Origin of the sequence: Flavobacterium ponti (assembly GCF_042652765.1) — a bacterium.
GTDB lineage: Bacteria > Bacteroidota > Bacteroidia > Flavobacteriales > Flavobacteriaceae > Flavobacterium > Flavobacterium ponti.
In genome coordinates this window covers 259785-283021 of sequence record NZ_JBHSGW010000001.1, presented here as the reverse complement: position 1 = coordinate 283021, position 23237 = coordinate 259785, and the positions used below count along the sequence as shown (strand labels likewise).

General features: G+C 29.7%; 20 protein-coding genes, 1 tRNA gene and 1 pseudogene. 10 read left to right on the top strand and 12 right to left on the bottom strand.

Features of this window, described 5'->3' with window-relative positions; genetic code table 11:
• Window position 1: 1 nt before the first annotated feature.
• A complete protein-coding gene (locus tag ACFO3U_RS01205) occupies window positions 2-1615 on the top strand; it encodes a DUF4139 domain-containing protein (RefSeq protein WP_379737633.1) in 1614 nt (537 codons plus the stop codon).
• Window positions 1616-1707: 92 nt separating this feature from the next.
• Complete coding sequence (locus ACFO3U_RS01200) at window positions 1708-3081, top strand: PQQ-dependent sugar dehydrogenase (RefSeq protein WP_379737631.1); 1374 nt, start codon at window positions 1708-1710, stop codon at window positions 3079-3081.
• Between the two features lie 29 nt (window positions 3082-3110).
• Here ACFO3U_RS01200 and ACFO3U_RS01195 read toward each other — a convergent pair whose 3' ends face one another.
• From ACFO3U_RS01195 to ACFO3U_RS01180, 4 genes are all read right to left on the bottom strand, one after another.
• Window positions 3111-4151 (bottom strand): aldo/keto reductase, encoded by a 1041-nt coding sequence (locus ACFO3U_RS01195; protein ID WP_379737629.1) that lies wholly within the window; start codon window positions 4149-4151, stop codon window positions 3111-3113.
• A 90-nt stretch (window positions 4152-4241) separates the two neighbouring features.
• Window positions 4242-4739, bottom strand: coding sequence for a MepB family protein (locus ACFO3U_RS01190; RefSeq protein WP_379737627.1), 498 nt, complete (start codon window positions 4737-4739; stop codon window positions 4242-4244).
• Complete coding sequence (locus ACFO3U_RS01185) at window positions 4732-5700, bottom strand: OmpA family protein (RefSeq protein ID WP_379737625.1); 969 nt, start codon at window positions 5698-5700, stop codon at window positions 4732-4734. Before ACFO3U_RS01185 ends, ACFO3U_RS01190 begins: the two co-directional genes overlap by 8 nt.
• Window positions 5701-5736: 36 nt before the next feature.
• On the bottom strand, window positions 5737-6498 hold the full coding sequence (locus tag ACFO3U_RS01180) for an exodeoxyribonuclease III (RefSeq protein ID WP_379737624.1): 762 nt from the start codon (window positions 6496-6498) through the stop codon (window positions 5737-5739).
• A 188-nt stretch (window positions 6499-6686) separates the two neighbouring features.
• On the opposite strand from ACFO3U_RS01180, the gene ACFO3U_RS01175 reads away from it, so the two are divergent.
• The 3 genes from ACFO3U_RS01175 to ACFO3U_RS01165 are packed head-to-tail and all read left to right on the top strand — an operon-like array spanning window position 6687 to window position 9505.
• Window positions 6687-8492 (top strand): GNAT family N-acyltransferase, encoded by a 1806-nt coding sequence (locus ACFO3U_RS01175; RefSeq protein ID WP_379737622.1) that lies wholly within the window; start codon window positions 6687-6689, stop codon window positions 8490-8492.
• A gap of 5 nt (window positions 8493-8497) precedes the next feature.
• A complete protein-coding gene (locus ACFO3U_RS01170) occupies window positions 8498-8830 on the top strand; it encodes a hypothetical protein (RefSeq protein ID WP_379737620.1) in 333 nt (110 codons plus the stop codon).
• A 51-nt stretch (window positions 8831-8881) separates the two neighbouring features.
• Complete coding sequence (locus ACFO3U_RS01165) at window positions 8882-9505, top strand: serpin family protein (protein ID WP_379737618.1); 624 nt, start codon at window positions 8882-8884, stop codon at window positions 9503-9505.
• A gap of 1 nt (window position 9506) precedes the next feature.
• Here the strand turns inward: ACFO3U_RS01165 and ACFO3U_RS01160 are convergent, their stop codons facing one another.
• From ACFO3U_RS01160 to ACFO3U_RS01150, 3 genes and pseudogenes are all read right to left on the bottom strand, one after another.
• A complete protein-coding gene (locus ACFO3U_RS01160; protein ID WP_379737616.1) occupies window positions 9507-9818 on the bottom strand; it encodes a DUF2752 domain-containing protein in 312 nt (103 codons plus the stop codon).
• Between the two features lie 131 nt (window positions 9819-9949).
• Window positions 9950-10318, bottom strand: coding sequence for a DUF4234 domain-containing protein (locus tag ACFO3U_RS01155; RefSeq protein ID WP_379737614.1), 369 nt, complete (start codon window positions 10316-10318; stop codon window positions 9950-9952).
• Between the two features lie 444 nt (window positions 10319-10762).
• Window positions 10763-11710 (bottom strand): annotated as a pseudogene (locus ACFO3U_RS01150) (2-hydroxyacid dehydrogenase); the annotation flags it as partial.
• A 76-nt stretch (window positions 11711-11786) separates the two neighbouring features.
• Between ACFO3U_RS01150 and ACFO3U_RS01145 the strand changes: the two are divergent.
• Window positions 11787-12461, top strand: a complete 675-nt coding sequence (locus tag ACFO3U_RS01145; RefSeq protein WP_379737612.1) for a hypothetical protein — start codon at window positions 11787-11789, stop codon at window positions 12459-12461.
• Here the strand turns inward: ACFO3U_RS01145 and mgtE are convergent.
• The 5 genes from mgtE to serS all read right to left on the bottom strand — a co-directional run bounded on the left by mgtE (window position 12458) and on the right by serS (window position 18092).
• A complete protein-coding gene (mgtE, locus tag ACFO3U_RS01140; RefSeq protein WP_379737610.1) occupies window positions 12458-13810 on the bottom strand; it encodes a magnesium transporter in 1353 nt (450 codons plus the stop codon). The two genes, ACFO3U_RS01145 and mgtE, sit on opposite strands and share 4 nt — an antisense overlap.
• Window positions 13800-14576 (bottom strand): 16S rRNA (adenine(1518)-N(6)/adenine(1519)-N(6))-dimethyltransferase RsmA, encoded by a 777-nt coding sequence (rsmA, locus tag ACFO3U_RS01135; protein ID WP_379737609.1) that lies wholly within the window; start codon window positions 14574-14576, stop codon window positions 13800-13802. Before rsmA ends, mgtE begins: the two co-directional genes overlap by 11 nt.
• A gap of 39 nt (window positions 14577-14615) precedes the next feature.
• On the bottom strand, window positions 14616-14939 hold the full coding sequence (locus tag ACFO3U_RS01130; RefSeq protein WP_338375931.1) for a DUF4286 family protein: 324 nt from the start codon (window positions 14937-14939) through the stop codon (window positions 14616-14618).
• 21 nt (window positions 14940-14960) lie between these two features.
• Entirely contained in the window at window positions 14961-16736 is a 1776-nt protein-coding gene (locus ACFO3U_RS01125) for a tetratricopeptide repeat protein (protein WP_379737608.1), read from the bottom strand.
• A gap of 84 nt (window positions 16737-16820) precedes the next feature.
• A complete protein-coding gene (gene serS, locus ACFO3U_RS01120; RefSeq protein ID WP_379737607.1) occupies window positions 16821-18092 on the bottom strand; it encodes a serine--tRNA ligase in 1272 nt (423 codons plus the stop codon).
• Between the two features lie 157 nt (window positions 18093-18249).
• Between serS and ACFO3U_RS01115 the strand changes: the two genes are divergently transcribed.
• The 4 genes from ACFO3U_RS01115 (at window position 18250) to ACFO3U_RS01100 (ending at window position 23198) form a co-directional block, all read left to right on the top strand.
• Window positions 18250-20190, top strand: a complete 1941-nt coding sequence (locus ACFO3U_RS01115; protein ID WP_379737606.1) for a M1 family metallopeptidase — start codon at window positions 18250-18252, stop codon at window positions 20188-20190.
• Window positions 20191-20263: 73 nt separating this feature from the next.
• Entirely contained in the window at window positions 20264-21589 is a 1326-nt protein-coding gene (gene rseP / locus ACFO3U_RS01110) for an RIP metalloprotease RseP (RefSeq protein WP_379737604.1), read from the top strand.
• Between the two features lie 109 nt (window positions 21590-21698).
• Window positions 21699-21772: transfer RNA gene (locus ACFO3U_RS01105), tRNA-Asn, on the top strand.
• Window positions 21773-21983: 211 nt separating this feature from the next.
• On the top strand, window positions 21984-23198 hold the full coding sequence (locus ACFO3U_RS01100) for a tyrosine-type recombinase/integrase (protein WP_379737603.1): 1215 nt from the start codon (window positions 21984-21986) through the stop codon (window positions 23196-23198).
• Window positions 23199-23237 lie beyond the last annotated feature (39 nt).

Genomic DNA, 23237 nt, shown 5'->3' with positions numbered 1-23237 from the left:
AATGAAAAAAATACTCTTAATTCTAACGCTTTTTACTTCAGTAATTGCATTGGCTCAAAAACCAATCTTTACATCAGCAAAAGTAAATGCAGCAACCGTTTATACCAATGGTGCTGAACTTTCGCAATCGACTTCATTAACTCTTCCAAAAGGAACCAGTGAAATTGTGATCAAAAATGTAGCGGATTATTTGAATGAAAATACGGTTCAAATTGGAGCTCCAAGTTCGCTGACTGTACTTTCGGTTCAGTTTACTCAAAATTATATTTCTGAATATGAAATTGACGAAAGCAATCCAACTATCAAAAAAGTAAGAGATAGTATTACTTTGGTAAAAAAAGAAATTGAAAAAGTTCAGATTGAAAAAATTTCTCATTCAAAAACTATAGAATTATTGGACAAAAACCAACAAGTTGCTGGACAAAATTCAGGTTTAAGTGTTACAGAATTGATGAAATTAGTCGATTATTACAAAGCAAAACGAACTGAATTGAATAACGCAATAACAGTTTTTCAAGAAAAAGAAAATAAGTTGAATGAGAAATTGGCTAAACTCAATTCAAAATTGGAAATCAATACCAAAAATGAAGAAAAAACTTCAAGAGGAAAATTAATTCTTCAAGTAATGAATGAAGTGGCTGGAAATGTGAATTTAGACATCAAGTATATGACCAACATCGCTTCTTGGCAACCATTTTATGATTTACGTGCTGAAAACATCAAAGAACCTATCAACATGATGTACAAAGCAAAAGTAATTCAAAACACAGGAATTGACTGGAAAAAAGTAAAACTGACTTTATCAAGTGGAAATCCAAATCAGAATAATGAAGCGCCAATTTTACAAGCCTGGTTTTTGAGATATGGAAATCCAATGGTTGCTTATGGTTATTCAAATCAAAATGCAACAATGAATAGAATACAAGGAAAAGTTTCTGGATTAAAAGTTCAAGCTGATGAAATGGAAGACTCAACCATTTCAAATTACACAACTGTAAATGAAAACCAACTAAACGTATCTTTTGACATAGACATTCCTTATGATATTTTATCGAATGGAAAAGCACATAGTGTTGCTCTGAAAGAAATAAAACTACCAGCTTCTTATAGATATTACGCTGTTCCAAGAGTAGAAAAAGAAGCTTTCTTATTGGCTCAAATTAATGATTATTCTAAATTCAATTTATTGCCTGGAGAAGCCAATATCATTTTTGAAGGCATGTATGTTGGAAAAACATTTATTAATCCAAATCAAACAGCAGATACGTTGAGTTTGTCTATGGGAAGAGACAAAAAGATTTCGATCAAACGTGAAAAAGTGACGGATAAATCGGGCACAAAATTCTTATCATCCTATAAAGAACAAACGTTTACTTATGATATTACGGTTAGAAATAACAAAAAAGAAGCTATAGAAATGCTTTTAAAAGATCAATATCCTATTAGTACTGATAAAGAAATTACCATAGAAGTTTTGGAAAAAGATAAAGCAAAAGTCAATGAAGAAACTGGTGTAATGACTTGGGAACTTAAACTCGCACCAAATGAAACCAAGAAAATCAGGATCAGTTACAAAGTTAGATATCCTAAAGATAAAATTATAGATAACTTATAATTTTTAAACTAAAAATTTTAAACGACTGAAAATTAGAACATTCAGTCGTTTTTTTATAGTTTTTTCTTTATATTTACAAGAAAAGAGAAACTATGAAAAATTTATTATTATTAATTGTAGCTTTTGCTTCTTCTGTTGTCTTTTCTCAAACCATAGCTATTCAATCTTTTGCAACAGGTTTTTCTGGAGCTGTTGAGATTACTCATGCTGGTGATAGCAGACTTTTTGTTGTGCAACAAGGTGGTTTAATTCGTGTTTTAAATGCAAATGGAACAATAAATTCAACTCCTTTTCTAAATCTAACAAGTTTAGTTGCTTCTGGTGGTGAAAGAGGATTATTAGGTTTAGCTTTTCACCCTGATTATACAACCAATGGTTATTTTTTTGTGAATTATACTAATACCTCAGGAAATACTGTAATTGCCCGATATTCTGTAAACTCATCAAATCCTGATATTGCAAATACTTCAGGTACAATATTAATGACTATATCACAACCTTATTCTAATCATAATGGAGGAAGTTTAAGATTTGGTTCAGATGGTTATTTATACATAGGAATGGGTGATGGTGGAAGTGGTGGTGATCCTGAAAACAGAGCACAAAATATTAATACCAATTTAGGTAAAATGCTTCGAGTTGATGTAAATACAACCATTGCTCCATTTTATACTTCTCCAGCTTCAAATCCTTATGTTGGGATTGCTGGTAATGATGAAATTTGGGCTATTGGACTAAGAAATCCATGGAAATTTTCGTTCAACAGATTAAACGGTGATTTATGGATTGCAGATGTAGGTCAAAATAATATTGAAGAAATTAATAAAGTATCAAATCCTTTAACAGCTGGGTTAAATTTTGGTTGGAGATGTTATGAAGGAAATGTTGCCTATAATACTTCTGGTTGTGCTCCTATTGGGACTATGACAATGCCACTTACACAATACACACATTCACAAGGATGTTCTATAACTGGTGGTTATGAGTATACTGGAACAGCCTATCCAAATTTTTTAAATAAATATTTCTTTGCTGATTATTGCGAAAACCGAATTGGTTATACAAATACTACAACTGGAGCAATAACTTACACACCTTACTTTTCTGGAAACAATAACTTCACTTCATTCGGAGAAGATATGAATGGTGAATTGTATATAACCAATTCAAATACCATTTTCAAAATAATTGACACCTCAACTGCTTCAACTACTAGTTTTGAAAAGGCTGGTTTTAGTTTGTATCCAAATCCAGTGAAAAATAGTTTTACACTTTTAAGTTCTACTAGCAGAATTGCTAAACAAATTCAGATTTTTGATGTTTCTGGAAAATTGCTTATTTCTAAAGAAGTTTCTCAAAGTGCTTCTAATACAATTGATGTAAGTTCACTTTCCAATGGAATTTATATTGTTAATGTATCGACAACTGATGGAAATGATTTTACTTCTAAATTAGTGAAGGAATAGAAAACTGCTAAAAAAACTGAACATTAATCTTAAGGAGCAGGATTTGGAATCAATTCCTGAATCTTTTCAATTTCAGATAAAACATCTTTAGATAAAACAATATCAAAAGCATCAATATTAGCTTTTAATTGTTCTAATGAAGTTGCTCCGATAATTGTTGATGTAACCAATTGTTGCTGATTTACATAAGCCAAAGCCATTTCGCTTGAAGTCATTTTATTAGCTTCAGCTAAATCTTTGTATAATTTTGTGGCTTTAAAGCAATTTCCATTGGTATATCTTGTAAACTGTGGAAAAACTTTCATTCTCGATTTTTCTGGATAACCTTCTAAATATTTTCCAGTTAAAAATCCAAAAGCTAAAGGTGAGTAAGCTAATAATCCCACATTTTCTCGCATACAAATTTCTGAAAGTCCCACTTCATACAATCGATTTAATAAAGAATATGGGTTTTGAATGGTTGCAATTTTTGGTAAATTGTGTTTTTCACTTTCCATCAAATAACGCATCACACCATAAGGATTTTCATTTGAAACTCCAATGTGTTTTATCTTTCCATCTTTAATCAAACCATCAAAAACATGAAGAATATCTAAAATAGAATATTGCCAATTTTCATCAATTTTTTGAATACCTCGTTGTCCAAACATATTCATAACACGTTCAGGCCAATGCATTTGATACAAATCTATATAATCCGTTTGTAGATTTTTTAAACTTAATTCAACAGCATCAATAATATTCTTTTTAGAAAAATCTAACGGTTGACGAATATATTCCATGCCCCGATTTGGTCCAGCTATTTTGGTCGCTATAACCAATTTTTCTCTTTCTGCTTGACCAATTTTATTGATCCATGTTCCAATATATCTTTCTGTACTTCCAAAAATTTGAGCATTTCCACCAATTGGATACATTTCGGCTGTATCTATAAAATTGATGCCTCTTTCAACAGCATAATCTAATTGTGAATGAGCTTCTGCTTCAGTATTTTGATTACCAAAAGTCATTGTGCCCAGACAAATTTTACTGATTTTTATATTCGTATTTGGAAGTGTAGTGTATTTCATTTTAATAAGTTTCAAAGTTGCTAAGATACAAAGTAACTAAGTTTTATAAAAAGAAAACCTACTTGTATTGCTACAAACAGGTTTTCTTATTTAATTTGAATATAATTTTTTTACAAAATTGAAATCTAAGTTGTCATTCATTTCAAAAAAATAATTCAATTGCCATTTTTGAGTTGAGATAGCTTGTTTGCTCATTGTTTTGTCCCAAATTGGATAAACTCTAAAACCTCTTTTGCCCTCTTTTTTTGAAGTTGAAATAATTCCCTTTTCAATCAAAACTGACTTTGGAAATATAAATTGTCCAACTTTATGCTCTGTTTGAACATTGATAACATAATAATCGAATGTATCCGTTTCAGAAAAAGATTCGGTTATTCCTTCTTTATTTCTTTTCCAGAAAGTTACAAATTGTCCAACTTTTTTTGGTGTGATTTTAGCACTTCTAAAAATAATATTTTTATCATTTAACTTAAAAGCACAGCCATCATATTCTTTACATTCTTTGTCTAAAAGAAGTTCAGAAACCTCAAAATCACATTTGTCAAAAATTGATGTTTTTATTTTTTCTATAACTGAACTTTTAATCATTCAAATCCTCTAACATCTTAGAAATCTCATCTAATTTTGGTGTTAATATAATTTCAATTCTTCTGTTTTTTGCTTTTCCTTCTGCAGTATCATTTGAAGCCATTGGAGCAAATTCTCCACGACCAGCTGCTGTTAAATTCTTTTTGTCGATTGTTTTATTTTCTGCTAAAATATTTACGATTGCTGTGGCTCTTTTTGTAGATAAATCCCAGTTGTTTTCCACAGAACCAATACTTCCAGAGAATTTATCATTATCTGTATGTCCTTCAATTAAAACAGAAATTTCAGGATTTTCACTTAGTACTTTTCCTAAAGCTACAACAGCTTTTTTACCTTCAGCTCCAACTGTCCAACTTCCTGATTCGAATAACAATTTGTTTTCCATAGAAACATATACTTTTCCGTTTCTTTGTTCCACTGTCAATCCTTTTCCTTCAAAAGCATTCAAAGCTTTAGACAAATTGTCTTTTAGTTTTTTCATTCCAGCATCTTTAGCTGCAATCATTTCTTCTAATTCGTTTAAACGTTTTGAACTGGCTTCTAAATCAGATTTTAATTTATTCAATCTGTCTTGCTCAGCATTTAAAACTTTTTGTTTGGCATCTAATTCTGCTAATAGTTCTCTATTTTTATTGATATTGGCTGCTAAAGCTTGGTTACTATCTTTTTCTAAAGCATCATAAGAAGCTTTTAAATTGTCATAGTTTTTCTTTGTAGCTGCATAATCTGTAGCTAATTTATCTCTTTCGTTTTTTGTTTTGTCTAACTGAGATTGCAAATCTTTAACCTGAATGTCGAGAGCATTTTTGTCTTTTGTTAAGGCTGTATTTTCATCATATAAATTATTGCGTTCTTTTTTCAAATCGGCAAATTTGTTTTCTAAATCATTGTAGATTTTTTTAGAAACACAAGAAGTTGTTAAACTAACAACTACTAAACTTAGGGCAAGTTTTTTTATCATTTTTGTTATTTATTTTAAAATTTGAACTTGAAAAATTTAATCTATTTCTACTAGAACGGGACAATGATCAGAATGTTTTGCTTCTGGTAAAATTAAAGCTCTTGTCAATCTATTTTGCATGGATTCATTTACCAAACAATAATCAATTCTCCAACCTTTGTTGTTACCTCTTGCTCCTGCTCTGTAACTCCACCAAGAATAATTATGAGGTTCTTTGTTAAAATGTCGGAATGAGTCAATAAATCCTGATTTCATGAATTTGTCTAACCAAGCTCTTTCTTCTGGCAAAAATCCTGAAACAGTTTTATTTCTAATAGGGTCATGAATATCAATAGCTTCATGGCAAATATTATAATCTCCACAAATAACTAAATATGGAAAAGTAACTTTTAATTGGTCAATATAATTTTGAAAATCATCCATAAACATAAATTTATGATCTAATCTATCAATATTTGTTCCTGAAGGTAAATACAAACTCATGACAGAAACATCATCAAAATCAGCACGAAGAATTCTTCCTTCAAAATCCATATGTTCTATTCCTGAACCATATTCAACATGTTTGGGTTTTGTTTTGCTTAAAATGGCTACACCACTATATCCTTTCTTCTGAGCTGAAAAATAATATTGATAAGGATAACCTGCTTTAGTTATTTCTTCTGTTGGAATTTGATCTTCGTTGGCTTTAATTTCTTGCAGACATATCACATCTGGATTTGCTTGTTGCAACCAGTCTATAAATCCTTTATTAATAGCTGCTCTAATGCCGTTTACATTATAAGAGATTATTTTCATGCTTTTATTTTATTTCTTTCAAAAGTAGTAAAAAGCTAATGGAATAGTAAACTCCTTTATATATTTATTAACATCGTTATTAGCAATTTTGAAGCGTTTCTTATTTGTTGATATCTACTTTTTTTAAAGGTTTTGATTTAATTTGTTTTGTTTATCTTTGTTTCTTGCACAAAAAACAAACAAAATAAATGGGATTAGTTTCTGCCAAAGAAGTAGCGAAAGCTATTAACTTAGACAAATATGGTTTTGTTGGGACTTTTTTAGGATGGTTGCTAATGAAGTTAACCAAAATATCTACTCTCAATAAAATATATAGTCGAAACAAACATCTAAGTGGAATTAATTTCCTAGATGGTTTATTAGATGATTTGGAAATTAAATTTGAAATCCCTGAAGAAGATTTAAAACGTATTCCAAAAGACGGCTCTTATATTACTATATCTAATCATCCTTTAGGTGGAATTGATGGTATTTTGTTGTTGAAACTTATGTTAGAAAGAGAGCCTGATTTTAAAATCGTAGCCAACTTTTTATTACATAGAATTGAACCAATGAAACCCTACATTATGCCAGTTAATCCTTTTGAAAATCATAAGGATGTTAAATCTAGTGTAGTTGGTTTAAAAGAAACTTTACGTCATTTAAGTGAAGGGAAGCCATTAGGGATTTTTCCTGCTGGAGAAGTTTCTACATATAGAGATGGCACTTTGATTGTTGATAAACCATGGGAGGAAGGTGCTTTAAAATTGATTAAAAAAGCAAAAGTACCTGTTGTTCCTATTTATTTTCATGCTAAAAACAGTACATTTTTTTATATACTATCAAAACTTAGCGGAACATTTAGAACAGCCAAATTACCTAGTGAAGTATTAACGCAAAAAAACAGGATAATTAAAGTTCGTATTGGGAAACCTATTTCGGTTAATGAACAAAACGAATTTGAAACTACTCAATCTTTTGGAGAATTTCTAAGAAGAAAAACTTATATGCTTTCTAATTCATTTGAAAAAGAAAGTTCGTTTTTAAAAGCTCCTAATTTAAATCTTTCAACACCAAAACCTCCAAAACAAATTGTTTTACCTGCTAATCATGAGCAAATTCTAGAAGAAATAGCTTATTGTCAGGAAAATGATTGCCGTTTGTTACAAAGTAAAAATTATGAAGTGTTTTTTATCACTGCTGATAAGATTCCAAATATTTTACATGAACTAGGTCGTCTCCGTGAAATTACATTTAGAGAAGTTGGAGAAGGTACAAATGAATCAATTGACTTAGATAGATATGATAAATACTATCATCATATGTTTTTGTGGGACAGTGAAACTCAATTAATTGCAGGAGCTTATCGAATGGGATTAGGTTCTCATATTTATCCAAAATATGGGATTGATGGTTTTTATTTGCAAGAATTATTTCGATTTGAACCTGAATTATTTGACATGATGCATAGTTCTATCGAAATGGGTAGAGCTTTCATTACAAAAGAATACCAACTAAAACCAATGCCTTTATTCTTGTTATGGAAAGGAATTGTTCACACAACGCTTCGTTATCCAGAACATAAATATTTAATTGGTGGTGTAAGTATTAGCAATCAATTTACTGATTTTTCTAAATCGTTAATGATTGAATTTATGAAATCACATTATTATGATCCTTATGTAGCGCAATATATTCATCCTAAAAAAGAATATAAAGTTAAACTTAAAGATGCTGATAAAGATTTTGTTTTTAATGAAACCGAATCTGATTTGAATAAATTTGATAAAATAATTGATGAAGTTGAACCAGGAAATCTTCGTTTGCCTGTTTTAATTAAGAAATATATCAAACAAAATGCTCGTGTAGTAGCTTTTAATGTAGATCCATTATTCAACAATGCTGTTGATGGTTTAATGTATATCCGAATTGCTGATTTACCTGAAAGCACTGTAAAACCAGTTATGGAAGAATTTCAAGCTGAATTAGAGAAAAAGGAGAAGAATTTTAAGTGATTGATATGAATGGTAAAATTATAATTATAACCTTGTTATTTTACTTTTCTATACTTTCTTGTAAAAAAGAAGGAAGGATTTTTGATGAAGTTAAAGACTTATCCGAATTTCCAAAAACTGAATTTTTACCAACTTTAGAAAATCATCTCTCAAATAATAAAAACGCGGTTTATTGTGCAACTCTTACTTTTGCTTGGAATGAAATTTTACAAGAAACGGGAAAACCCACGAAAATTAATAAAAACTATAGTGATTTAATACTCTTAAATAATTCAAAAACTTACATTGATGTTTTAAATAGAGATGAATATGAATCTTCTATCGAAATTGAAGACTAAACAATAAAAGCAAATGTGTTTTTTAAAAAGTCATTACCGTTTGAATTTAAATTGAATAGTTATGAAAAAAAATTAACATTTGATAAAACACCTGTTAAGTCGTTTGGTTTAAGTGGTTATGATGAATTTGAAATGATAAATTCTGTAAAAATTATTTATTATAAAAATGATGAAAATTTCATAATAAAATTACTCCCAAAAGATGAAAATCATGAAATAATTTTGTTTAAAAAAGAAGAAAAATTCGCTTCTTTTTTTGAAATGATTCAAGAGATTGATAATTTAACCGATTTAGCTAACATTCAAAAGCAGAACGTTAAACTTTATTGGAAATTTCAATTCAGAGAAGAAGATAAGTTAATCATTCCTAAAATCAATTTTAATATTAAAACTAATTTTCCAAAATTAGAAGGAAACATCTATAATGGATTTGATAGTCAATATACAATTGAATCAATCATACAAAGAACTGCTTTTATATTAGATGAAAGCGGAGCTGAAATTGAAAGTGAAGTAGAAGTTGCAGTTGAAGCTGCTGAAGAAATCATAGAAGAAAAACCTAAACCAAAACAATTAATTTTTGATAAGCCTTTTTTAATTTTGTTAAAAAGAAAGGATTCAAAAAACCCATATTTTGGACTATGGACTGTAAATTCTGAATTAATGATTAAATAATTTAAGACCAAATAGATTGCTCAACAATAGAATCCCAACTGTTTTCTTTTATAAAAAACACTAATCTAATCGTATGATAAACTATTAAAAAAGCACCCAAAGCATAAGCAAATTTTCTGTTTAAAAACCATTCTCTAAAATAAGTTTGTTTTGTTCTTATTTCTATTGAAAAAAGTACAATTATAAAAAGTGCAAAGAAAACTACTATTGGTCCAAGTAAATGATAGCTCAAGCTTGTTAAAATATCTCCTTCATACAAATAAACTATTGATTTTGTAATTCCACAAGAAGGACAAGGAAAACCAGTAAGCATTTTAAGTGGACAAAGCGATTGTTCCTTATCAAGTGAATGATTATGGTTTTGAAGTCCTAAAAAAAAAGGAATTATCAGTACTATAAGAGCACCAATAATTCCATAAATTCTATTTCTAATAAAGTTTTTGATTAGTATAATTTATTGATTTCTGATTGAACAATCATTGCAGTTATCATTGGAAAAAAGAATCCTAAAACTAACAATAATACCGAATCATCTTTTTGAGGTTGATTGGTTAGTTCATAAATTTTTGGCAAACCATCTCTTCCTACTAACCAATAAAAAAAGAAACTTAAACCACAAAAACTGGTTAAAATTGCTACAACAGGTGAAATTACTTCACGTTCATTTGCTGCATTAATAACTTCTGAAATTTTTAGATTCCAATAAATTAAATATAAACCACAAGTGAAAAATCCTAAAAGCAGAACTACTATTGGATCCACTTTAAAATAAGGAATATTGGGTTTGTTGTTAAAAGAGTTGATTACTTCCATTTCGGTTGATTTTTAGTGATTGATGATTAGTTTTTATAGAAAAGCTGAATCAATTGGCTCCCAAAGTTCAATTTTATTGTTTTCTGGGTCAATTATCCAAGCAAACTTTCCATACTCATAAGTCTGCATTTCATCTATAATTGTTACACCTTCTTGTGCTAATTTTTTTAAAAGGTTTTCTAAATCATTAACTCTAAAGTTCTGCATGAATTGTTTTTGTGAGGGTTCAAAGTAATTGGTATTGTTTTTAAATGGACTCCATTGTGTGGAACATTTATTGCCTTTTTCATCATTCCACCAAAAAGTACAACCATAATCATCCGTATTTAAACCCAAATGATTTTTGTACCAATCCTTTAATTCTTTAGGATTTTTAGTTTTAAAAAAGAAACCACCAATTCCGGTAACTCTTTTTTCTTCTACTTTAGAAATCTCTTCCTTAAAGTAAATTGCCTTGATTTTATCCACGATAGTTTGAGCTAATTTTTCGTGACTTTCAAAAGTCCAACCAGCAATATGTGGTGTTAACAAAACATTTTCCGCTTCACGCAAATAGTCAAAACTTTCATTTTTACTTTCCTCATCAAACAAATTTTCAAAGGACAATTTTTCGTATTCCAAAACATCTAAACCAGCTCCAAGAACTTTTTTAGATTTTAAAGCTTCCACTAAATCAGAAGTTACCACACTTTTTCCGCGAGCTGTATTGATTAACCAGAATGATTTTTGAAAAGAATTAATAAATTCGGCATTTACCATTTTATCTGTTTCTGGTGTCCAAGGAATGTGTAAACTTAATACATCTGCTTTTTCTTGCAGTTCTTGTAAACTGACTTGTTTTGCATTTGCATCTGCTACATTTTCTTGAATATCGTAGAATAAAACTTCTACATCAAAACCTTTTAATTTCTTAGCAAAAGCTTTTCCCATGTTCCCATATCCAATAATACCAACGGTTTTTCCATCTAATTCATGACCTCGATTAGCTTCTCTATTCCATTGTCCATTTTTGACTTCAGCATTGGCTTTATTTAAGTTATTGAAAAGAGAAAGTAACATACCCAAAGCATGTTCTCCTACAGCATTTCTATTTCCTTCAGGAGCAGCAATTAAATGAATGTTTTTAGAAGTTGCATACTCACAATCGATGCTTTCTAAACCAGCTCCAACTCTAGCAATAAATTGGAGATTCGTAGCTTTATCTAAAAAAGTCTTATCAATATTAAAACGACTTCGAATTACAATTCCGTGATAATTTTGAATTTTAGTTTCGATTTCTTCTTTTGTTGAAGTAAAATCAGTTTCGTTTTGAAAACCTAATTCTTCTAGTTGATTCCACAATAAAGGATTATTTGAATCAATGTGAAGGATTTTTATATTGTTTGGTGACATAGATATGTTTTAAAAGATAAAGATAATTTTTTTCTAAAACTTTTATAGAAATATTATTTTTCTTTACTTTTAAAAAATGAAAAAACTATTCTTACTACTGCTTTTAAGTCAAGCATTTTATGCTCAAAAAACATACAAATTTGATTATAAATTAGAATATAAACATAAAATTGATTCAACCAAGTTGCTTTCAAATCCAACTTATTTTGTTAATTCTATAGCAAATAACTACTATATTCTTATTTATAAAAAAGACAGCTTGAACATTGGTTTTCATTTTGGAGATATGAATGGAAATGAGCAGCCTAGAGTTATTTCTGAGATAAATGAAAGTGAATTTATTAAAACAAAATCCATTTCTGTTACATGTGAAGCTCTTTTAAAATCTGGAGAATATCCTTTTAAGGATAAAGTAGAAGACTATTATTTTGAAAACTTAAAAGACACAATTATTGATGGTATTTCTCATTATCATTATGTCATTAAATCTAATAAAAGTTTAAAATATCAAAAAAGGGAAAAAATTCATCAGTTTCATTATATAGTAGATAAAAACAGTAGTTCTTTTTTACCTTTTTTTGATTTTCAAACTGTATATGAAGAATGGAAAACAGATATGAAAATTATTCCTAATGGGATTATTAAAATAAAATTTTATACTAATTGGGAAAATGAAGTTACTGATAAATGGGTTTTGGAAAAAATCACACCAATTGAAAAAGAAATTGTGATTCCTGAAAATTGTGATTAAAACCCCAGAATAGCTTTAGCAATTGAGAAGAAGATAATAATTCCCATTATATCATTACTGGTTGTGATAAACGGACCAGTTGCTAATGCTGGATCAACTCCATATTTATCTAAAATAATTGGAATAAAAGTACCAATTAATGAAGCCATAATAATAACAGAAAGTAAGGCTAAAGAAACTGTAATTCCAGTTTTCACATCAATATTAAGTAGAAAATAACTACCTGCTATTAATAAGATTGCCAAAATAAGACCGTTCAATAAACTTAATGATAATTCTTTTAACAATCGATTAAAAAGAGAACCTGACAAAGCATTATTTGCCAAACCTTGCACAATAATTGCTGAAGATTGAACACCGACATTTCCTGCCATTGCTGCAATTAGTGGTGTGAAAAAGAATAATTCTGGATGAATTTCCATTGCTGGTTCATATAATCCTAAAACATGTACAGAAATAAATCCTCCAAAAAGCGCTAAAACCAACCAAGGCAATCGTGCTTTAGTCAATTCTAAAATACTATCATCTGCTTCAACATCTTGCGAAATACCAGCTGCTAATTGGTAATCTTTGTCTGCTTCTTCTTTGATTACATCGATAATATCATCAATAGTAATTCGTCCAACCAATCTACCCAATTCATCTACAACAGGAATGGCTTCCAAGTCATATTTTTGCATAATTCTGGCAACCTCAACATTTTCTGTGTCTACTTTTACATAGTCTACTTTTGGAATATAAACTTCACTAATTGGAGTTTTTGTAGAAGTAGTTAATAAATCTTTTAAGGACAATCTTCCTTTTAATCGGTTTTCATCATCAACTACATAAATAGAATGAACACGAGTTACGTTTTCCGCTTGAGCTCGCATTTCTTTTACACAAGTTAGCACGTTCCAATTTTCATTGACTTTTACTAACTCTTTTGCCATCAAACCACCAGCAGAATCTTCGTCATAACGCAATAAATCAACAATGTCTTTGGCATGTTCAACATCTTCTAATTCCGAAATTACTTGTTCTTTCTTTTCTTGAGAAAGCTCGGCAATAATATCGGCAGCATCATCCGTACTTAATTCATCTAATTCTTCTGCAATTTCTTTTGGAGAAAGGTTTCGAAGAATTTTTTCACGAACATCCTCATCTAATTCCAAAAGAATTTCTGCCGTTTTTTCAGAATCTAATGCGTTGAAAATATAACTAGCTTCATGACTATCAAGCTCGTCCATAATTTCGGCAATATCAGCAAAGTGAATATCAAGAAGCAAATCATGTAATTCTTTTTCTTTATTTTCACTAATAAGTTGCTCTATTTGAGCAATAAATTCTTTGCTGATTTTAAACTCCATCGGCTGCTATTTTTTGAGTAATGTATATAAATTGATCAACCGTAAGTTGTTCCGGTCGAAGGTCAAAGATAACATCTTCTTTTAAACTATCCGAAAAAGCATAGGATTTTAAACTATTTCTTAATGTTTTACGTCTTTGATTAAAAGCCGTTTTTACTACTTGAAAAAATAATTTTTCATCACATGGTAAGGTATAATTTTCTTTTCGCGTTAAACGCAAAACTCCTGAATCTACTTTTGGTGGTGGATTAAAAACATCTGGTGGAACTGTAAATAAATATTCTGCTTCATAGAAAGCTTGTGTTAAAACAGAAAGAATTCCGTAAACTTTACTTCCTTTTTTCTCGCAAATTCGTTGAGCTACTTCCTTTTGAAACATTCCGGCAAATTCTGGTACTTGATTTCGCATTTCCAAAGCTTTGAAAACAATTTGCGAAGATATATTGTAAGGAAAATTTCCTATGATAGCAAATTGCTCTCCTTTAAAAACTTCATTTAAATCATACTTCAAAAAGTCTTTAGAAATAATATTATTGGCTAAATTAAGATAATGAGTTTGCAGATATTCTACTGATTCTGTATCGATTTCTATAACGAAAGTTTCGGTAGGTTTTTCTAATAAATATTTGGTTAAAACACCCATTCCTGGTCCAACTTCAATTGTTTTGGAATAGCCAGAATACGTCATAGCATCAGCAATTTTTTGTGCGATGGATTCATCTGTTAAGAAGTGCTGACCTAAGTGTTTTTTTGCTTTTACTGACATTTGTGGAATTTAGAAGTTAGAATTCAGAAGTTAGAAATTTTAATTTTCGCTATGAAAATGTTCACTCAAAACTTCAAGTTCAGTTCTGAAAGCTAGCATTTTATCACCAAAAAGTTCTAAACCTTCTTGTCTTAATCTTGGTGCATGATTTTGATAATAATCGTTTAGTTTTTCTTTTGAATCTGAAAAAAACTGAACAGAATAAGTGACTCCTTCATCTTCTTGAACTAGTACTTTTACGAATCTTGCATTGTTAAATAAACCTGTTGCTAAAACATCTGAAATGTGCTTGTTTTGCATCCATTGTAACCATTTGTTATGCACAGAATGGTCTATATTTATTGTTACATTATAAATTATCATTTTGGAATTTGGTATTTAAATTTATATAGAATCTCCTCGAAGTAAACGGAATTGTTTTCTAGCTTCCGTAAAATGAATACTATCAGCATGTTCAAAAATCATTTTTTCGTAGAGTGGTTTTGCTTTGTCATTTTCATTTAAATATTTACGATAAATTTCTGCAGAATAAAATAGTGCTTCATCTACATAAATTCCATCTAAATGTGTATCTAAAATAGTTTTGTAATAGGCTAAAGCATTGGCATAATCTTTTTTCTTTTCGTAAATCTGTGCAATTTTAAAAAGAGTTACTTCTTCAATTGCATCACCTTTGTATTTTTCAAGAATGTCTTTAAATCCTTGTAAGGCTTGCTCATTTTTATTTTGATAAGTTAATAAATCTGCTTTTGAAAAAGCTTTTAATGCAACTCTTGTGCTGTCTTCCGCTGAATTATCACTAATTAATAAAAACATTTCAATAGCATCATTAGCAATTAATAAACTTGAAGATTGTTTTAGCACTTTTACTTGTTGCAAAGCCCAATCAAAATCTTGTTTGTAATAACTTGTAGTTGCCATTTTCATACTTGCTTCATGTGACTTTTCATCGTTTTTCAATGTCTCGGAAATCTGAGCATAATACAAAATAGCTTGATTGAATTTTTCGTCCAACACTAAAATATCTGCTAGTTCCATTTTAACTTCGCTTTCTTGTCTTGGTGTTAATCGTAAAGTTAAGGCATTTTCTAAAGTTGCTTTTGCTTTTGAGAATTGCTTCAAATAAAACGCATCAAAATTTGCAGATAATAGCTGTAAATCTAATGTGTAAGGAGAAATTCCATATTGTTTTACTAAATCTTCAATGGTTTGTTGAATGGCTGGATATTCTTTTTCAGAAGCTTCTTCAATCTGCATTGAAATTAAAAAATCATGTGCTTGAATTTGTAATCCGTAATCTTGCGTGTTTTCTAAAATGAATTGGAAAATTTCTTTTGCCGTTTCATTTTCTTTTTCTTCCATGGCAAATTTGGCTAGATTCACAATGTTGTAAAACCCTTCAGGATTACGTTTATAGATTGCTTTTTCTTGAGCAAATGCTTTTCCATACTCTTTTTGTTGCACAAAATACCAACTCAAAAACTCATTCCAATAAATATCTTGATCTTTTTGAACTCTAATTAAAAGTGCTTTTTTTATGTAATTGGTAAAATTTCCTTCGGTATCTTCACTAATAAATCGAGTCAATTGATTTTGAACAAGTGCTGTGTTGTTTTGATTACTAAATGAGTAGTCTAATAATTTGTTCACCATTATTTCTAAATTTCCCATTTGTCCATTTAATAAGGCAATTTGGTAATCAAAATTTAGATTTGGATTTCCCGTTTTTCCCACTTCATAAGCTTTGACAGCCCATTCTAAAAGTGTTTTTTGTTCAAAAGCAGCTGCAACAGAATAAGCATAATTAGATTGTAAAACTACTTGTTCAATTGCTAAATTGTAGTTTTCACTAGCTTTTGTTTCATTCTTTTGTAATTGAAAATTATACCCTAACTCTACATAAAGATTAGGCATTTTAGAAGTTTTCAATTTATTCGAAATAGCATTTTCAGCTTTATCGTATTGTTTTAATTGCTGATAACATGCAACCATTTTTTGAAAATAGGCATAATTTCCAGGTTGTTTAACAACTAATTCTTCCAACAATGAAATGGCTTTATCAAATTCACCTCTATCAAAATAGTTAAAGGCCAATTGCTCAGATTGAGCATTAACCAAACCTGATAATAAGAAGCAAAAAAGAATAAAAAGTTTTTTCATACAAGTAGTTAGAAACAAATAATGTACTAAAGTAACATTTTTTATGCCAATTTAGTACATTGTTTTTATAAAGATTAACGTTTATTAGTCAATGATATCAAATCCTGTGTATCTTCTTAATACTTCTGGAATTACGATTCCTTCTTGTGTTTGATAGTTTTCTAAAATTCCGGCTAACACTCTTGGTAAGGCTAATGAACTTCCGTTTAAGGTGTGAGCTAATTGGTTTTTTCCATCTTTATCTTTGAATCTTAGTTTTAAACGATTGGCTTGAAACGTTTCAAAATTAGAAACAGAACTAATTTCTAACCAACGTTCTTGAGCAGTTGAATACACTTCAAAATCATACGTTAAAGCAGAAGTGAATCCCATATCACCACCACATAAACGCAAAATTCTGAATGGTAATTTTAACTCTTTTAAAATCTCTTTTACATGTTCAACCATTCCTTCTAAAGCTGCGTAAGAATTATCTGGATGTTCAATTCTTACAATTTCAACTTTATCAAATTGATGCAAACGATTTAAACCACGAACATGTGCTCCCCAAGAACCAGCTTCTCTTCTAAAACAAGGAGTATAACCTGTTGCAAGAACTGGCAATTCATTTTCTTGAAGAATTACATCTCTAAACATATTTGTTACAGGAACTTCAGCTGTTGGAATTAAGTATAAATTATCTTTTGCATCGTGGTACATTTGACCATCCTTATCAGGCAATTGACCTGTTCCATAAGCTGATGCTTCATTTACTAAATGAGGTACTTGATATTCTTGGTAACCAGCATCAATATTTTTATCTAAGAAATATGAAATTAAAGCACGTTGTAATTTAGCTCCTTTTCCTTTATAAACTGGAAAGCCTGGTGCTGTAATTTTAGTTCCTAATTCAAAATCTACGATATCGTATTTTTTTATTAATTCCCAATGAGGTAAAGCTCCTTCATGTAATTTTGGAAAATCACCTTCTTGAAAAATATTTTCATTATCATCTGCTGTTTTCCCGTTTGGAACTATATCAGCGGGAAGATTTGGTAATTTGTATAATTCTTGTTCTAGTTGAGCGGTAAATTCATTCAACTTTTCAGTTAATTCTCTAGTTTGCTCTTTGAATTCTGTGGTTTTACTTTTTAGCAATTCAGCTTTAGCTTTTTCACCATTACGCATTAATTCACCAATGTCTTTGGATACTTTATTGGATTCTGCAAGTATTGTATCAAGAGCAACTTGAGTTGATCTTCTGTTTTCATCTAAGTTAATTACATCTTCAACAATAGATTTTGCATCCATGTTTCTTTTGGCTAAACGAGCAATAACTTCTTCCTTGTTTTCTCTAATAAATTGTATTTGTAACATAGTTAAATATTTAAGTGTGCAAATGTATAAAATAGAATGTTTAGATGCTAAAAATAGGATAAAACAGTTGTTAAATTTCTTTTCATTTGTTAATAATGTGTTGAGCAAAAAAAAAATTTAGAAAAAAATCTTTACTTTTGGAAAAAAAATGAAAAAAATGAAAAAAATATTACTTGCTATACTTCTGGTTATTAGCTCGATATCTTTAGCACAAACTGTTAATTCTGAATTTGAAAAAATGGTTGAAGCCGAAATGAAATCAGCAGCTAAAATGCAAAATCTAACTGTAAATCCAAATACTCAAAATTATGATATTACTTATCATGAGTTACGTTTTACTGTTGACCCAGCAGTTTCTAACATTAGCGGAATTGTAACTACTACTTTTACTGCATTAGCAAATATGCCAACCATAACATTTGACATGAGCGATTCAATGACCGTTACTTCAGTTACTCGAAATAATCAACCTTTGACTTTTACTCAAAATACAAATAAGGAGTTAGTAATTAACTTTCCAACTGCAATTACTACTGGAACTAGTGCAACTGTTGTAATTACTTATGCAGGTCCACCAGACCCAAGTGGTTTTGGTTCATTTGTTAACACACAACATAATGGAACACCTGTAATGTGGACGTTATCTGAACCTTTTGGAGCTAGAGATTGGTGGCCTTGTAAACAAGATTTGAACGATAAAGTTAATACAATAGATGTTTATATTACTGCACCTTCTCAATATACAAGTGTAGCTAACGGATTAGAAGTTAGTCAAACAACAAATGGAGTTAGTAAAACAACTCATTTTCATCATGGATATCCTATTCCTGCTTATTTAATTGCTATTGCTGTTACTAATTATCAAACGCATACTCAACAAGCTGGGTTAGGAACAACAAGTAGTCCTTTTTTTCCAATTATAAATTACATGTATCCAGAAACAGCTACTGCAAATATTAACAGTGTAGCTATTACTCCAACAATTATGAATTTCTATGAGGCTACTTTTACACCTTATCCTTTTAGAAACGAAAAATATGGACATTGCCAATTTGGTTGGGGTGGTGGAATGGAACACACAACTGTTTCTTTTATGACAGCAAATAGTAGTGGAGCGTATAGTAGAAGTTTAATTGCCCACGAATTAGGACATCAATGGTTTGGAGACAAAGTAACTTGTGGTTCATGGAGAGATATTTGGTTAAATGAAGGGTTTGCTACATATTTAGCTTCTTTAGTCATTGAAAATTTAGACGGAAATACTGCTTTTGTAGCTGATAAAAACAATATGATTAATAGCATTACTTCTCAACCTGGTGGAGCTGTATATTTAACAGCTACTGAGGCTGAAAATGTAAACAGGATATTTAATAGTAGATTATCGTATAACAAAGGAGCCATGGTTTTAGAAATGTTGCGTTGGAAAATGGGAGATACTATGTTTTTTCAAGCGTTACAAAATTACTTGAATGATACAAATTTAGCTTATGCCTATGCTTTGACTCCTAATTTACAAGCTCACTTAGAAGCTGTATACGGAAGTTCGTTAACCGAATTTTTTGGAGATTGGATTTACAATCAAGGTTACCCAACTTATTCAATTTCAGCAACACAAATAAATCCAAGTCAAATTCAAATCACTGTTAATCAAACGCAATCTCACCCTAGTGTCACTTATTTTGAAATGCCAATTGAAGTTCGTTTAACAGGTGCTGGAAGTCAAGTATTTGATGCACGATTAGAAAACACAACAAATGGGCAACAATTTATCGTAAATGTACCTTTTACTGCAACAGGTATTGAATTTGATCCAAACAAACATCTTATATCTAAGAACAATACAACAGCTTTACCTAATTCATCTTTTGAATTACAAGAAAATATTGTTCTCGCTCCCAACCCAGCTTCATCTTTTGTAGAATTAATCGTTCCAGAAAGAATTGTTGTTGAAAAAGTAGAATTATATAATACTTTAGGACAATTAATTTCGCAAAAAACAACCTCTCAATTTTCGATTGAAGATTTGTCAACAGGACTGTTTGTAGTTAGAATTTATACTAATGAAGGAATAGTAGTTAAAAATCTATTAAAAAAATAAACCCTTTTAAAAAATAATTGTCAAAAGTAAGGTTAAAACCTTACTTTTGTCGCTTATAAAATAAAGCACAACAATGATTCAAGTAGCACAAATTCTATTTATATTATCCGTATTAGTCATTTTACATGAGTTTGGTCATTATATAGCAGCCAAAATTTTTAAAGTAAGAGTAGAAAAATTCTATCTTTTTATGGATGCAGGATTTTCTTTAGTTAAGAAAAAAATTGGAGAAACAGAATGGGGAATTGGATGGTTACCTATTGGTGGTTATGTAAAACTTTCAGGTATGATTGATGAAAGTATGGATACAGAACAAATGAATAGCGAACCACAAGAATGGGAATTCAGAGCAAAACCAGCTTGGCAACGTTTAATTATTATGCTAGGAGGAATTATTGTAAACATTCTTTTAGCTTGGATGATTTATTTAATTATGTTTTCAACAGTTGGACAAAAATATGTTTCGACAGAATTAATTCAAGAAAACGGTTTAGCTTTTGGTGATGTAGGAAAAAGTGTTGGTTTTGAAAATGGTGATAAAATTATTGCTGTTGACGGAAAATTACAACCAAAATTCAATTGGATGGTTATTGATGTTTTATTAAGTGATAAAATTGAAATAGATCGTAAAGGAAAAAAAATAGAGCTAGATTTAACTGAAGAACAAAAAGGAGAAATCATTAGTAAAGAAGGAAAAGGATTTGCTTTTGCTATGCCAAAATTGGCTAAGATTGATTCAATAGTACCTAAATCAAATGCTGCTTCCGCTGGTTTTAAAAAGGGAGATATAATCAAAAGTGTTAACGGAAAAAACTATGACAACTACTTCAGTTTTAAAGAAGTTTTAGATCAAGAAAAAAAGGATACAATTACTCTTGATATTTTAAGAGACGGAAAAACTTTAGCTGTAAAAACTATTGCTAATGAAAAAAATGAAATTGGAATCATATATCAACCAGCTGATACGACCGATTATATGGTTAACAACAAATTAAGTATTGGTGAAGCTATTCCTGCTGCTGCAAAAGAAGCTTGGCAATTACTAGTTTACAACGTAAAACAATTTAAATTGATTTTAAGCCCAAAAACGGAAGCTTACAAACAAGTTAAAAGTCCTGTTGGAATTGCAAGAATTTTACCTGATGAATGGAACTGGGAGTTCATATGGAATTTTACAGCATTATTTTCAATTGGTTTAGCATTTATAAATTTATTGCCAATTCCTGGATTAGATGGTGGACATGCTTTATTTACGATAGTAGAAATGATTACAGGAAAAACTTTAAGTGTAAAAGCTGCAGAAAGAGTTCAAACCTTTGGAATGATTATCTTATTGACTTTGATGGCTTTAACTTTTGGTAAAGATATATACCAATTAATCGTCGATAAATTATTTTAATTTTTTTTATAAAAAAGTTTGGAAGTAACAAAATGTGTGTTATATTTGCACTCGCAAAAAAGGATAAAACCTTTCTAAAATAGACGTTCATAAATTAAGATATATAGTTTCCTCCTTAGCTCAGTTGGTTAGAGCATCTGACTGTTAATCAGAGGGTCCTTGGTTCGAGCCCAAGAGGGGGAGCTTTAAAAGCCTAGCAGAAATGTTAGGCTTTTTTTATGCTCTAGTTTTTCCTAGTCTTTTCAAGGTATTACTTAAAATACCTTATTCAATTCAAAAACCTATTCTTCCAAATTTTACACAAAAAAAGGCATACTATTGGGTGTGCAATTTTTAGAAAAGGTGTGCATACTCAAAAAACACACTAAGTTTTAATTTTTTTATCTAAATCAATATGAATCCTATTAAAATTAGCATAACATTTCTACTTTCAAAAAGTAGAGTTAACCAGTCAGGTAGGTGTCCTATAAGATGTAGAATAACCTATAAGAAAAAAAGACATGAATTTTCAACAGGATTTTTTATTAATCCTAATCACTGGAGCAGTAAGCAACAAATTGCTAAACCTCCAAATGAAGAAAATACTTTTACAAATAATGAATTAAGCCTGATTAAAAATAAAATTAATCAGGCTTTTTTATTACTCCAAATCCAAGGAAGTGATTTTAATACTGATGATATTTATAATCAGTATAAAGGCAAACCTAATAAAGAAAGCATTGGAATAGTATCACACTATGATGATTATTTGAATAGATATAATAAACTTATAGGAATTGAAATAAAGCAAATTACTTGGAATAAATTTAACTACATCTTAAATGACTTAAAAAAATTTATTAAACACAAGTACAATCTTAACGATGTTTTATTAAAAGATTTAGATTATTCATTTATAATAGAATTCGAGTACTATTTAAAGACTGAAAAGTCACAAAAGCAAGTTACTATAAACAAAGCTCTACAAAGGTTTAAAAAAGTGGTTAAAATGGCTGTCACAAATAATTTAATAAGTGATTTTCCTTTCTCAGAACATAAACCTAAAAGAGTTATCAAAAGTGTGGTTTTTTTAACAGCAGAGGAATTATCATTAATTGAAAATCATGTGTTTTCACAAAAGAGACTGGAGACTATCAGAGATATGTTTATATTTTGTTGCTATACAGGCTTACCTTATAATGAAATGTCTAAACTTGAAAACAAACATTTAGAAAATGGATTTGATGGGCTTAAATGGATTAAGATGACTAGAGATAAAACAAGTAAAGAAATTTCTATACCACTACTCCCAACAGCAACATGTATATTAAATAAATACCAAAGCCATTCACCTAGGACAAATAGATTATTGCCTATTGTTTCTAACCAAAAGTTTAATTCATATTTAAAAGAAATAGCTCTTATTGTTGGTATTGATAAAAACCTAACTCATCATACAGCAAGAAAAACTTTTGCATCTACTGTTCTTCTCTATAATGATGTTCCAATGGAGATAGTATCAGAACTACTTGGTCATTCTAATATGATTATAACACAAGAAAGCTATGGTAAGGTAATTCAAAGTAAAATTAGCGAACACATTAAAACTTTAGCAAAAAAACTAAAGTGACGATACTAGTTATTTAACTGTGTTGTTATATTTTTACAA

Coding starts and splice junctions, on each gene's coding strand:
- ACFO3U_RS01205 (WP_379737633.1), top strand. CDS start 2: ATGAAAAAAATACTCTTAATTCTAACGCTTTTTACTTCAGTAATTGCA.
- ACFO3U_RS01200 (WP_379737631.1), top strand. CDS start 1,708: ATGAAAAATTTATTATTATTAATTGTAGCTTTTGCTTCTTCTGTTGTC.
- ACFO3U_RS01195 (WP_379737629.1), bottom strand. CDS start 4,151: ATGAAATACACTACACTTCCAAATACGAATATAAAAATCAGTAAAATT.
- ACFO3U_RS01190 (WP_379737627.1), bottom strand. CDS start 4,739: ATGATTAAAAGTTCAGTTATAGAAAAAATAAAAACATCAATTTTTGAC.
- ACFO3U_RS01185 (WP_379737625.1), bottom strand. CDS start 5,700: ATGATAAAAAAACTTGCCCTAAGTTTAGTAGTTGTTAGTTTAACAACT.
- ACFO3U_RS01180 (WP_379737624.1), bottom strand. CDS start 6,498: ATGAAAATAATCTCTTATAATGTAAACGGCATTAGAGCAGCTATTAAT.
- ACFO3U_RS01175 (WP_379737622.1), top strand. CDS start 6,687: ATGGGATTAGTTTCTGCCAAAGAAGTAGCGAAAGCTATTAACTTAGAC.
- ACFO3U_RS01170 (WP_379737620.1), top strand. CDS start 8,498: ATGAATGGTAAAATTATAATTATAACCTTGTTATTTTACTTTTCTATA.
- ACFO3U_RS01160 (WP_379737616.1), bottom strand. CDS start 9,818: ATGCTTACTGGTTTTCCTTGTCCTTCTTGTGGAATTACAAAATCAATA.
- ACFO3U_RS01155 (WP_379737614.1), bottom strand. CDS start 10,318: ATGGAAGTAATCAACTCTTTTAACAACAAACCCAATATTCCTTATTTT.
- ACFO3U_RS01145 (WP_379737612.1), top strand. CDS start 11,787: ATGAAAAAACTATTCTTACTACTGCTTTTAAGTCAAGCATTTTATGCT.
- mgtE (WP_379737610.1), bottom strand. CDS start 13,810: ATGGAGTTTAAAATCAGCAAAGAATTTATTGCTCAAATAGAGCAACTT.
- rsmA (WP_379737609.1), bottom strand. CDS start 14,576: ATGTCAGTAAAAGCAAAAAAACACTTAGGTCAGCACTTCTTAACAGAT.
- ACFO3U_RS01130 (WP_338375931.1), bottom strand. CDS start 14,939: ATGATAATTTATAATGTAACAATAAATATAGACCATTCTGTGCATAAC.
- ACFO3U_RS01125 (WP_379737608.1), bottom strand. CDS start 16,736: ATGAAAAAACTTTTTATTCTTTTTTGCTTCTTATTATCAGGTTTGGTT.
- serS (WP_379737607.1), bottom strand. CDS start 18,092: ATGTTACAAATACAATTTATTAGAGAAAACAAGGAAGAAGTTATTGCT.
- ACFO3U_RS01115 (WP_379737606.1), top strand. CDS start 18,250: ATGAAAAAAATATTACTTGCTATACTTCTGGTTATTAGCTCGATATCT.
- rseP (WP_379737604.1), top strand. CDS start 20,264: ATGATTCAAGTAGCACAAATTCTATTTATATTATCCGTATTAGTCATT.
- ACFO3U_RS01100 (WP_379737603.1), top strand. CDS start 21,984: ATGAATCCTATTAAAATTAGCATAACATTTCTACTTTCAAAAAGTAGA.